At 63.2% G+C, this 12,411-nt stretch carries 10 protein-coding genes; 7 read left to right on the top strand and 3 right to left on the bottom strand.

Annotated features, from left to right (window positions below):
- The first annotated feature begins 439 nt into the window (after positions 1 to 439).
- Positions 440 to 859 (top strand): OsmC family protein, encoded by a 420-nt coding sequence (locus tag GM909_RS18215; protein WP_157018466.1) that lies wholly within the window; start codon positions 440 to 442, stop codon positions 857 to 859.
- A 38-nt stretch (positions 860 to 897) separates the two neighbouring features.
- On the opposite strand, the gene GM909_RS18210 is transcribed toward GM909_RS18215, so the two are convergent.
- Positions 898 to 1,293, bottom strand: coding sequence for a (R)-mandelonitrile lyase (locus tag GM909_RS18210; protein WP_157018464.1), 396 nt, complete (start codon positions 1,291 to 1,293; stop codon positions 898 to 900).
- 480 nt (positions 1,294 to 1,773) lie between these two features.
- Between GM909_RS18210 and GM909_RS18205 the strand changes: the two genes are divergently transcribed.
- The 6 genes from GM909_RS18205 to GM909_RS18180 are packed head-to-tail and all read left to right on the top strand — an operon-like array spanning position 1,774 to position 10,407.
- The gene (locus tag GM909_RS18205) at positions 1,774 to 3,051 is read left to right on the top strand and encodes an MFS transporter (RefSeq protein WP_157018462.1); all 1,278 of its coding nucleotides are present in this window, start codon (positions 1,774 to 1,776) and stop codon (positions 3,049 to 3,051) included.
- Positions 3,048 to 6,806 carry a nitrate reductase subunit alpha gene (locus GM909_RS18200; RefSeq protein WP_157018460.1) on the top strand — a complete coding sequence of 1,253 codons (3,759 nt, stop codon included), beginning with the start codon at positions 3,048 to 3,050 and terminating at the stop codon, positions 6,804 to 6,806. The genes GM909_RS18205 and GM909_RS18200 overlap by 4 nt, the downstream gene beginning before the upstream one ends.
- Positions 6,803 to 8,335 carry a nitrate reductase subunit beta gene (gene narH, locus GM909_RS18195; protein ID WP_157018458.1) on the top strand — a complete coding sequence of 511 codons (1,533 nt, stop codon included), beginning with the start codon at positions 6,803 to 6,805 and terminating at the stop codon, positions 8,333 to 8,335. The genes GM909_RS18200 and narH overlap by 4 nt, the downstream gene beginning before the upstream one ends.
- Positions 8,336 to 8,339: 4 nt before the next feature.
- Complete coding sequence (gene narJ / locus GM909_RS18190) at positions 8,340 to 8,963, top strand: nitrate reductase molybdenum cofactor assembly chaperone (protein WP_157018456.1); 624 nt, start codon at positions 8,340 to 8,342, stop codon at positions 8,961 to 8,963.
- Between the two features lie 14 nt (positions 8,964 to 8,977).
- On the top strand, positions 8,978 to 9,694 hold the full coding sequence (gene narI / locus GM909_RS18185; protein ID WP_157018454.1) for a respiratory nitrate reductase subunit gamma: 717 nt from the start codon (positions 8,978 to 8,980) through the stop codon (positions 9,692 to 9,694).
- Entirely contained in the window at positions 9,691 to 10,407 is a 717-nt protein-coding gene (locus GM909_RS18180) for a peptidylprolyl isomerase (RefSeq protein ID WP_157018452.1), read from the top strand. The genes narI and GM909_RS18180 overlap by 4 nt, the downstream gene beginning before the upstream one ends.
- A gap of 68 nt (positions 10,408 to 10,475) precedes the next feature.
- Here the strand turns inward: GM909_RS18180 and GM909_RS18175 are convergent, their stop codons facing one another.
- Positions 10,476 to 11,516 (bottom strand): sulfotransferase, encoded by a 1,041-nt coding sequence (locus tag GM909_RS18175; protein WP_157018451.1) that lies wholly within the window; start codon positions 11,514 to 11,516, stop codon positions 10,476 to 10,478.
- A 95-nt stretch (positions 11,517 to 11,611) separates the two neighbouring features.
- Complete coding sequence (locus tag GM909_RS18170) at positions 11,612 to 12,070, bottom strand: BA14K family protein (RefSeq protein ID WP_157018449.1); 459 nt, start codon at positions 12,068 to 12,070, stop codon at positions 11,612 to 11,614.
- Positions 12,071 to 12,411 lie beyond the last annotated feature (341 nt).

The raw sequence follows: 12,411 nt of genomic DNA, 5'->3' as shown, positions 1-12,411 counted from the left end.
CCTTGATCCACCCTTCAATGCCCCGCTAACGGTGTCGCGGGTATATTAGGCGCCAACAATTAACGATCGGCTAACCGTATTGGCGCGCCGTGCGGATTTGGGCCAATGTCAAAGATGCTGTTGCCACCACTGTGGGTATTGTAGCAATATCGTGCGCAGCCCTCGAATTTTCGAGGGTCTACGAACTGTTGGAGCTCGTATTTCAGCCGGCGGACACGTAAGGCCCTTCGTGTCTGCCGGCCCCTTTAGAGCTTGTGCCGCTCAAACGTAACCGTTTGAAGCGAACGCGCGCTGGAGCGCCGGCGTCCGGACATCGTCTCCCTTGGTCTGCAGAAATCCCGTCTTCCGTTTTCCGGCATCCCGGCCTACAGGGTGGGACATCGGGCCGGTGGCAGACAACCATCCCTCAAAAACACTGACGGCATGACGGAGTGGATCGATGAAGGCGCGCATCAAATGGGTCGAGGACCGGACATTCGTCGGAGAATCGGGCAGCGGCCACAAGCTTGTGCTGGGAACGGCGCACGGAGCGGAGGGACAGACACCCGGGCCGAGCCCCATGGAACTGGTGCTGATCGGCACCGGCGGCTGCTCGGCCTTCGACGTGGTCCACATCCTCGAAAAGGGCCGCGAGGCGATCGAGGACTGTGTCGTCGAGCTCGATGCGGAGCGGGCGGACACGGAGCCGAAAGTGTTCACCCGCATCCACATGCATTTCGTGGTCAAGGGGCGCAATCTCGCACCCGCCAAGGTCGAACGCGCCATCAACCTGTCGATCGAGAAATATTGCTCGGCCTCGGCCATGCTCGCCAAGACGGCCGCGATCACCCATGATTTCGAAATCGTCGACACGGCCTGAAGTCCAGGCACGCGTTCCTTCGCAATTCCGGTTTGCCGTCAGTCCCGGTATTCCTCGTCCGTGACTTTCTCCATCCACGTCACGGTCGAGCCGTCGACCGCTTCGTGAATGGCGATGTGGGTCATGGCGACGTCGGGTGCGGCACCGTGCCAATGCTTGACCCCGGCGGGAAACCAGACAACGTCGCCGGGGCGAATTTCCTCGATGGCACCGCCAACGCACTGCACCCGTCCCACACCCGCCGTCACGATCAGCGTCTGACCGGCCGGGTGGGTATGCCACGCCGTGCGGGCGCCGGGTTCGAAGGTGACCGCCGCGCCGTTCGCTCGGCCCGGCGCCTCGGCAGCAAACAACGGATCGATGCGAACCGTTCCGGTGAACCAGTCCGCCGGCCCTTTCGCCGATGGTTGCGACCCTGCGCGTGAGATTTTCATGGTCCGGCCTTTCATGGATGGTGATGCGATCATGATTTCGGCAGTCCTTGCCGAGATCCGGGTGCCCTCGCGATGCTCCCACGCGGCAACACCTTCCGATCGTAGCCGGCGAAGGCGCAATTGCAATGACGCGGTCATACGATCATGGCCGCCGCTTCGGGCATGCTCCGGATCGTGATCCGAGAGTGCCGCAATACCGATCCAATAATTATATGAATATCATTCTCAAGTTTATTTGACACAAAATACTATTGGCCGCCATAGCCACGGACGACGACTGGAAAGGCGAACGAAATACTTCATTGCGGACTTTCGTGATGGTTGCCAAACAAGATCATGGGTTGCAATATGCGTGTCGTTGATCTGACGGTTGCCGCGCGTTCGAAATGGGCGGCAGGTGACCGGTCCTGATCTCGTCGTGCAGTCATTCGCAACCCAGAGCTTCACCCTTTCGGGCGGGCATAGGCAAAGGGGATCTGCATGCCAGATAGCGCAAGACGCGGCTATGTCGTCCTGTTCATCACAACCTGGGCTTTCACCGTCTGTTTCGCCGCATGGATGATGTTCGGCGTCATCGGCATTCCGCTGCGCGAAGAGATGCAACTCAGCTCCACCGAATTCGGCCTGCTGACGGCAACGCCGGTGCTGACGGGATCCATCTTCCGCCTGCCGCTCGGCATCTGGACCGATCGTTTCGGTGGCCGCATCATCATGTTTTTGCTGCTGGTCGTCTGCGCGGTGCCGCTCTGGCTCGCCTCCTATGCCACGGCGCTCTGGCAATTCCTGCTCCTGGGGCTGGCACTCGGTCTTGTCGGCGCCTCCTTCTCTGTCGGCACACCCTATGTCGCCCGGTTCTTTCCTGCCGAGCGGCGCGGCTTCGCCATGGGCTTCTTCGGTGCCGGCACGGTCGGCGCGGCGCTCAACATGTTCATCGCGCCGGTGCTGATGAACGGCTTCGGCTGGCAGGCCGTACCGCGCTTCTATGCCGTTGTCCTTCTGATCACGGCCGTGGTTTTCTGGTTCCTCGCCGCGCCTGATCCCGGCGCCGGCAAGAGCACCGCGTCGTTCCGTTCACAACTTGCGGTGATAAGGGACCGGCGGGTGTGGAAATACTGCCAATACTATTCGATCGTCTTCGGCGGCTTCACCGCACTGTCGATCTGGATGCCGCAATATTACGTCCGTGAATACGGCTTTGCCGTCGGCACGGCAGCACTGCTGGCCGCCTGTTTCTCACTGCCGGGCGGCGCCTTGCGTGCCGTGGGCGGCGCCATGGCCGACCGCTTCGGCGCCCACAATGTGACGTGGTGGGTGCTGTGGGCTGCGTGGTTTGCGCTGTTCCTGCTTTCCTATCCGCATACCGATTTCGCCATCCGGACGGTCGACGGATCACGCAATTTCACCATCGCGCTGTCGCCCTGGCTGTTCACTCCGCTATTGTTCGTGGTCGGCGTGGCCTTCGCCTTCGGCATGGCGTCCACCTTCAAATATATCGGCAATGACTTTCCCGAGAACATGGGCGCCGTCAGCGGGCTGGTCGGCATGGTCGGCGGCCTCGGCGGCTTTCTGCTGCCCATCATGTTCGGCGGCCTGCTCGACTGGCTCGGCTTCAATTCGAGCTGCTTCATGCTGCTCTACGGCATCGTCTCGGTATCGCTGATGCTCAACTATCTGACCGAGGTGCGCAGGACGCCGGTCATGGGCCACGACAGCCGCAACCTGGTTATGCCGCCGGCGAAAAGGGAGGCCGCGCAATGAGCCATTTTCTCGATCGAATGACCTATCTTGCCCGCCGCCGCGGCACCTTCGCCGACGGCCTTGGTGAATTGCGCGACGAGGATCGAATCTGGGAGGAAGGCTATCGCGAGCGCTGGCAGCACGACAAGATCGTGCGCTCCACCCACGGCGTGAACTGCACGGGTTCGTGCTCCTGGAAGATCTATGTCAAAAGCGGCCTCGTCACTTGGGAAACGCAGCAGACCGACTATCCGCGCACGCGCCCCGGCATGCCGAACCATGAGCCGCGCGGCTGTTCGCGCGGCGCCTCCTACAGCTGGTATCTCTACAGCGCCAGCCGCATCAAATACCCCATGGTGCGCGGCCGTCTGATCAAGGCGTGGCGCGAGGCGCGCAAGACGCTCGCCCCGGTGGAAGCCTGGGGCTCGATCGTGGAGGATGCCGAGACGGCCAAGACCTATAAGTCGATGCGCGGTCGCGGCGGCTTCGTGCGATCCAACTGGAACGAGGTGAGCGAGATCATCGCCGCCGCCAATGTCTACACGATCAAGACCTTCGGGCCCGACCGCGTCGTCGGTTTCTCGCCCATCCCGGCCATGTCGATGGTCTCCTACGCCTCGGGCTCGCGTTATCTCAGCCTCATCGGCGGCACGCTTCTTTCCTTCTACGACTGGTATTGCGACCTGCCGCCGTCCAGCCCGCAGACCTGGGGCGAGCAGACCGACGTTCCCGAATCGGCGGACTGGTACAATTCCGGCTACATCATCGCCTGGGGCTCCAACGTGCCGCAGACGCGCACGCCCGATGCGCATTTCTTCGTCGAAGCGCGCTATAACGGCACGCGCGTCATCGCGGTCACGCCGGACTATGCTGAGGTCGCCAAGTTCGCCGATCTGTGGCTCCACCCCAAGCAGGGCACGGACGCCGCGCTCGCCATGGCCATGGGCCACGTGATCCTGAAGGAATTCTTCCTCGACCGGCAGGTGCCGTATTTCCAGGACTATTGCCGCCGCTACACCGATCTGCCCATGCTGGTGATGATGCGGCGCGACGGCGAGCGTTGGGTGACCGACCGCTATCTGCGCCGCAGCGACCTGCCGCGCGCGCCGAAAGCCGACAGCGCCGCCTGGAAGACGATGGCCGTCGAGGCCGAAAGCGGCGAACTGGTCGTGCCGCAGGGTTCCATCGGTTACCGATGGCCGAAGGACAAGGAGCCCAGGGGCAAGTGGAACCTTGAGCCGAAGGATGGCGAGACCGGCGAGGACGTCCGCCTGGCCCTTTCCCTGCTCGGCAGCCACGACGAAACGCTCTCCGTGACCTTCCCCTATTTCGGTGGCCGGCCGCATGAATACTTCGCCGCCAACGCCCAGGATGGCGACACGCTGGTTCGCAACGTGCCGGTGCGGCGCATCGAGCTGGCGAAAGGCGAGGCGCATGTCGCCACCGTCTTCGACCTCATGTGCGCCCATTACGGTCTCGACCGCGGCCTCGGCGGCACCGCGGCGCAATCCTACGACGACGACGTGCCCTATACGCCGGCATGGCAGGAAACGATCACCGGCGTGCCGGCCGACCATGCCGTCACCGTGGCGCGCGGCTTTGCCGACAATGCCGAAAAGACCAGGGGCCGCTCGATGGTCATCATCGGCGCCGGCATGAACCACTGGTATCACCAGGACATGAACTACCGCTCGATCATCAACATGCTGATGATGTGCGGCACGGTCGGCGTGTCCGGCGGCGGCTGGGCGCATTATGTCGGGCAGGAGAAGCTGCGCCCGCAAACCGGCTGGACCATGCTCGCCTTCGCGCTCGACTGGGCACGGCCGCCGCGCCAGATGAACGGCACCTCCTTCTTCTATGCCCATAGCGACCAGTGGCGCTACGAGAAGCTCGACGTTGCCGAAATGCTCTCGCCGCTGGCCGATCCGACCGATTATCGCGGCACCTTCATCGACATGAACGTCAAGGCGGAGCGCATGGGCTGGCTGCCTTCGGCGCCGCAGCTCGGCGTCAATCCGCTGAGGCTTGCCGCCGAGGCCAAGAAGGCGGGCATGGAGGTCAAGGATCATGTCGTGGCGGGCCTGAAATCCGGCGCCATCGCTATGGCCTGCGAGGATCCGGACAATCCGGCCAATTTCCCGCGCAACCTGTTCATATGGCGCTCGAACCTGTTCGGCTCGTCGGGCAAGGGGCACGAATATTTCCTGCGCCATCTGCTCGGCACCCGGCATGGCCTGCAGGGCAAGGATCTGGGCGAGACCGATGGCGCAAAGCCGACCGACGTCGCCTGGCGCGATCCTGCACCGGAAGGCAAGCTCGATCTCGTCACCACGCTCGATTTCCGCATGTCGACGAGTTGCCTCTATTCCGACATCGTGCTGCCGACCGCCACCTGGTACGAGAAGAACGATCTCAACACCTCCGACATGCACCCCTTCATCCACCCGCTTTCGGCGGCGGTCGATCCGGTGTGGGAGGCGCGCAGCGATTGGGAGACCTACAAGACCATTGCCAAGCGTTTTTCGGAGCTCGCCGAAGGCCATCTCGGCGTCGAGCAGGACGTGGTGCTAACGCCGATCCAGCACGATACGCCGGCCGAATTGGCGCAGCCCTTCGACGTCAAGGACTGGAAAAAGGGCGAATGCGATCTCGTACCCGGCCTCACCGCACCGCAGATCGTCATGGTCGAGCGCGACTATCCCAACACCTATCGTCGTTTCACCGCACTGGGCCCGCTGGCCGACAAGCTCGGCAATGGCGGCAAGGGCATTGCCTGGAACACCGAAACCGAGGTGAAAGGCCTCGGCGATCTCAATTATCGCGTCAACGACGGCGGACCGACGCATGGGCGTCCGCGCATCGAGAGCGATATCGATGCTGCTGAAACCATCCTCTATCTGGCGCCGGAGACCAATGGCGAGGTGGCGGTCAAGGCATGGTCCGCGCTTGGCGCGGTAACCGGCCGCGATCACGCCCATCTGGCCGGGACGCGCGAGGACGAAAAGATCCGCTTCCGCGACCTGCAGGCACAGCCGCGCAAGATCATCTCCTCGCCGACATGGTCCGGCATCGAGAGCGAGCATGTCAGCTATACGGCGGGTTACACCAATGTGAACGAGTTGATCCCCTGGCGCACCATCACCGGCCGCCAGCAATTCTATCAGGACCATCGCTGGCTGCGCGATTTCGGCGAGGCGTTCGCCCTCTATCGCCCGCCCGTCGACACGCGCACCATCGCCGCCATGCTCGGCACGCACGGCAATGGCGAAACGGAGATCGTGCTGAACTTCATCACCCCGCACCAGAAATGGGGCATCCATTCGACCTATACCGACAATCTCCTGATGCTGACGCTGTCGCGCGGCGGGCCGATCGTCTGGATTTCCGAAACGGACGCCAAGCGCGCCGGCATCGTCGACAACGACTGGATCGAATTGTTCAACCTCAACGGGGCAATTGCCGCGCGCGCGGTGGTCAGCCAGCGCGTCAAGGACGGCATGTGCATGATGTATCATGCCCAGGAAAAGATCGTGAACGTGCCCGGCTCCCAGATCACCGGGCAGCGCGGCGGCATCCACAATTCCGTCACCCGTACCGTGCTTAAGCCCACCCATATGGTCGGCGGCTATGCGCAGCTTTCCTACGGCTTCAACTATTACGGCACGGTCGGTTCCAACCGCGACGAGTTCGTCATCGTGCGCAAGCTGAACCGGGTCGACTGGCTTGACCACTCCAATCCCGTCGATCCGGCCCATAAGGAGACAGCGTCATGAAGATCCGCGCCCAGATCGCCATGGTGATGAATCTCGACAAGTGCATCGGCTGCCACACCTGCTCCGTCACCTGCAAGAATGTGTGGACCTCACGCCAGGGCATGGAATACGCATGGTTCAACAATGTCGAGACCAAGCCCGGCATCGGCTATCCCAAGGACTGGGAGAACCAGGAACGCTGGCACGGCGGCTGGACCCGCAAGAAGAACGGCAAGATCGTGCCCAAGCAGGGCGGCAGGCTTTCCATCCTCGCCAAACTCTTCGCCAATCCGCGCCTGCCGGAAATCGACGACTATTACGAGCCCTTCACCTTCGACTACGAGCATTTGCAGCAGGCCCCGGAACTGCCGACGACGCCGGTCGCCCGGCCGCTCTCGCTCATCACCGGCCGCCCGATGGACAAGATCGAATGGGGCCCGAACTGGGAGGAGATCCTCGGCGGAGAGTTCGACAAGCGGTCGCAGGATTACAATTTCGAGGCCGTGCAGAAGGACATATACGGCCAGTTCGAAAACACGTTCATGATGTATCTGCCGCGGCTGTGCGAGCACTGCCTCAACCCGAGCTGCGTCGCCTCCTGCCCGTCGGGCTCGATCTACAAGCGCGAGGAAGACGGCATCGTCCTCATCGACCAGGACAAATGCCGCGGCTGGCGCATGTGCGTGTCGGGCTGCCCCTACAAGAAGATCTATTACAACTGGACCTCCGGCAAGGCCGAGAAATGCATCTTCTGCTACCCGCGCATCGAGGCCGGGCAGCCGACCGTGTGTTCGGAAACCTGTGTCGGCCGCATCCGCTATCTCGGCGTCCTGCTTTACGATGCCGACGGCATCGAAAAGGCTGCCTCCGTCGAGGACGAGCAGGATCTTTACGAAGAACAGCTCAAGCTTTTCCTCGATCCCAACGACCCGGAGGTCGAGGCCCAGGCGCGCGCCGACGGTGTGCCCGATGCCTGGATCGAGGCGGCCAAGCGCTCGCCCACCTACAAGATGGCGGTCGACTGGCGCGTCGCCTTCCCGCTGCATCCCGAATACCGCACCCTGCCGATGGTCTGGTATGTGCCGCCCCTTTCGCCGATCCAGTCACATGCCAACACCGGTGCGATCGATTCGATCGGGGAAATTCCCGACGTGCGCTCGCTCAGGATCCCGGTGCGCTATCTCGCCAATCTGCTGACGGCGGGCGCCGAAGGGCCGATCGTGACCGCGCTGGAGCGGCTGTTCGCCATGCGCATCCACTACCGCCAGCGCCAGCTCGGCGAGGGCGACGGACAGGCGGTGCTCGATCAGGCCGGCTTGAGCCTGGCGCAGGTCGAGGAGATGCATCGTTACCTGTCGATCGCCAATTACGAAGACCGTTTCGTCATTCCGACCGGGCACCGCGAAGAAAGCGAGGACGCCTATGGCCTGAAGGGCTCCTGCGGCTTCAGCTTCGGCAATGGCTGCGATTTCGGTCCGCCGCACTCGTCGCTCTTCGGCGGCAAGATGGGGCGGCGCAAGCTGCACCCGGAACGCCCGCTGGACACCTGAAGCCATGCCGATGATCCTGTTCAAGGCCTTCAGCGCGCTGCTATCCTATCCCACGGCCGACATGCGCGCGGCCCTGCCCGATATCGCGGCCGTCGTGGATGCTTCCTCGCTCATCAGCGAACGCGAGAAACGCGGGCTCAATGCGTTGATCGGCGAACTGGGCGAAGGCGACCTGTTGTCCGCCGAGGCGCGCTATGTCGACCTGTTCGATCGCGGCCGGGCGCTTTCGCTGCATCTGTTCGAGCATCTGCATGGCGAAAGCCGCGACCGCGGCACGGCCATGGTGGAACTGAAGCGGCTTTACGAAAATGCCGGCTTCGATCTGGTGGGCCAGGAACTGCCGGACTACCTGCCGGTGCTGCTCGAATATCTGAGCTGCCGCGACATGGACGAGGCCCATGACATACTGGCCGATTGCGCGCACATCCTCACATCCATCGCCCGCTCCCTGATTGCCCGGCAAAGCCGCTATGCGGCGGTGCCGCAGGCGCTCCTGGTGATCGCCGGAGAGAAACCGGTGAACGCGGCCGAGATCAAGCCGGTGAAGGAGGATCGCGCCGCGCTCGATCGCGACTGGGCGGAGCAGCCGGCATTCGCCGAACCGGCGGGCGATCGCCCGAAACCTTGAAAGGGAGAAATGCCGTGTCCGATACCTATCTCAACACGCTTCTCTTCGGGATCTACCCTTATGTCTGCCTCGTCGTGCTTTTGCTCGGCAGCCTCATCCGCTTCGACCGCGAACCCTATACCTGGAAGAGCGACTCATCGCAGATGCTGCGCACGGGCCTGCTGCGGCTGGGCTCGAACCTGTTCCATTACGGCGTCATCGTCGTCATCCTCGGCCATTTCGCCGGCTTCCTCGCGCCGCACTGGATGGTGTCGCCCTTCCTGTCGCCCATTGCGCACCAGTTGCTCGCCATGGTCGTCGGCGGCATTGCCGGGCTGATCGCCATCGTCGGCCTGTCCATGCTGATCTACCGGCGCCTCGGCGATCCGCGCATCCGCCTCAACAGCCGCAAATGGGACATCGCCGTCGTTTTCATGATCTGGCTGCAGCTTCTGCTCGGCCTGCTCACGGTGCCCCTGTCGGCCGGACATATGGACGGTGCGCTGTTCGAGGCGCTGACCAGCTATGTGAAGGGCATCGTGACGCTCGACATGAATGCATCCAGCTACCTGATCGGCGCGCCGCTGACCTACAAGCTCCATATCTTCCTGGGCTTCTCGCTGTTCCTGATCTCGCCCTTCACCCGCATGATCCATATCTGGAGCGGCGTCGGCGCGCTCGCCTATCTGTTCCGCCCCTACCAGATCGTGCGCACACCGCAGACCCGCGCCAAGGAGCCGATCCGGTCATGAGCGTTTACGTCAATGGCGTGGAGGTCGATGCGACCGGAACGGACGCGCAGTTCGCGGCCGTACGCGAATTGCTGCGCCAGCGGGCGGTCGAACTCGGATTTCTCGATGCCGCCATAACCGATATCGCCGAAGTGGACGCGGCGGTCGAGGATCTCCTGGCTGAGGAGGTAGCGGTGCCGACGCCGGACGAGGCCGAATGCCGCCGCTATTACGAGGCGCACAGGAACGCGTTCCGCAGCGGCGATCTCGTCCATGCCCGGCACATCCTGTTCCAGGTCACGCCATCGGTGAACGTCGCCATCATACGGGCACGCGCCGAGGAGGCGCTGAACGCGCTTCTGGCCGAACCGGAGCGTTTTTCCGAACTGGCGCGCGAATTGTCGAACTGCCCGTCCGGCGAACAGGGCGGCAATCTCGGCCAGATCGGGCGCGGCGACATGGTGCCGGAGTTCGAGGATGCGCTGTTCCGCATCGACGCCATCGGCCTCCTGCCGCATCTCGTAAAAACGCGCTACGGCTTCCACATCGTTGCCGTGGACCAGAACATTCCGGGCGCCGATCTTCCCTTCGAGGAAGCGCGCGGCCAAATTGCCGAGACGCTGCAGGCCAACGTCGAGGAACAGGCGCTGCGCCAGTATATCGCGATCCTGGCCGGCCGGGCCGAGCTTGCCGGTGTCGAATTGGAGGCGGCCGAAACGCCTTTGGTGCAGTAGGGCCGACCCAACGCCTTGTCCTGCCGGAATATAAGACGCGGAACCGCGTTCCACGGCTCCTGAGAGCGTCAGACGTACGGTCCGGACATTCCGGCCTCGGGCCAGTCGGCCGGCTCGGCGTAGAAGGCCGGCCGGTAGGCAAGATAATTGCGCCGCACGCTCTCGATGTCCTCCGGCGCCATGTCGCCTTTCCACCGGTCGACCATGTCGAGCGAGCGCCGCCTGGTGTCGTAGCGCCCCGGCCGGTAGTCGGGTTGCGCCTGCGAGGATTGCTCGATCTCCCGCCGCGTGTCGGCGGAAAACGGCAATCCGCAGAATTCGAACATCTTTTCGAATTGCCTCACCGGCTCGGCGCACACATCCTCGTAGCGCACGATCAGATGATCGACGCCGGCGAGCTGGTTCGAGACGAGCTTTTGCGCCATCGCCTGGAAAGCGCCGGCCTGTTCCCAGAAATTGCCCTGCAAGGGCAGCGGATGCACGCGGTCGAACGCCGCCAAAGTCTCGGGCGTAAAGCGGGTGGTGAACTGGTCGCCGGTCCAGCCGAGCGCGTGAAAGCTGCGCGCCACTGCCGCCGGATGACGCATGAGCAGGATGATCTTCGGCCGATGACGTTCATGTAGCCGTGCCAGGATGAGCGGATTGACATCCTTCACCACCACCTGGCGCTGGCGGCGCTTGCCGATCGACCATTGGGCGGGATCCGGGACGACCGTGTCGCCGAACCTCGGCACACCCCGAAAGCTCCGTGTGGCGAAACGGTCATAGGCCTCGCCGTCGCGACACATCGGCCATTCGAAGAATGGCGGGTTCGCCCGCCCGATATGGTCCAGATAGGACTGCGTCATCGGCTCGCGCAGATAGAGCGCGCCGGGCGAGCCACCGAGCACGCGCCCGATCCAGCTCGAACCGGCGCGCGGCAGCGAGGCGATCAGCACCGGCGGGGTCCTTGCCGGAACGACCGCAGCGGCCAGTTCACCCAGGACGGGCAGTTGCAGCAGGTTGGCCGCCGGATCGGCCACAGTCGCGCGCACCCTTTGCCACAGCCGGCCCCAGCGCTTATGCGGCCGGACTGTCGGATCCGCGTTCTTCGATCCTGTCTCGGACATTCAACTCCTCACCTGCGTCGCCCGAACTCCTTGCCAATGCCGAAGCATCCGGTCCAGCGGTGAAATCGCCTGACGCCGGCTCACTCTCACACTTATCAGTTGTAGGGTGAGTTACAGTGCCGCCGCGGACCATGATAGGGCTGGAACGTATCGTCATAGGCGCGATATGACCGATAACGGCTGTAGCACCAGTCGACATGGGCATTGCCGGCGGAGCGATAGGCCGGCGCGGAGCGCTGGCCGGGCGCCGGCTGGTTGATCGCATTGCCGATAATAACGCCGGCGCCGAAGGCTGCCAGCGGGTACCACCAGCCATCGTCGTTGCGACGGTAGCCGGGGCGATATTCACGGTAGCCGCGATAACCCTTCCAATGGCCGCGCCGCTCGCCGCGGTGTTCGCGGTAATGGCGGTGGGTCTCCCTGTGCCATTTCTGGTGGCCGTGCCGCTCCCACCGTCCATGGCCGCCTCCATTCTTCCACGGATCGGCGCTCGCCAATCCGGCCTGGCCGGTCAATGCCAGCGCCAACGCAACGAACAGACCTAATGTCTTCATGAAAGGCTCCCTTATCCCTTGCACGACACGATCCTGCAGCGGCTTCATCTGCCTGATGGGCAAACGCCCCGGCATCAGCCGATAGGGGCCGTGAAGCACCACCTGTCGAGCAGGTAGGGCGCAGGGCACCGGCGCACAAATGACTTATTGTTTTGCACTGAAAACCGTTCGCCGGACGGCCGATTTGAGCGCTGGCGAACCATGCGGGATGAAGCGCGGCGCCAATGCTTCGCTTTCGAGCGTATTGGCGGGCTCCTTGTTTCGTCATATTCTAGAATGGGCATAGGGGGCTTTGAGCAGGTGAGAGCACCGACATGTTAAAAATAGCATGGATTGCTGTT

This window comes from Mesorhizobium xinjiangense, assembly GCF_009749525.1.
GTDB classification, from domain to species: Bacteria; Pseudomonadota; Alphaproteobacteria; order Rhizobiales; family Rhizobiaceae; genus Mangrovimarina; species Mangrovimarina xinjiangensis.
The sequence above is the reverse complement of the archived record's forward strand: the minus strand, read 5'-3'. Positions and strand labels throughout refer to the sequence as shown.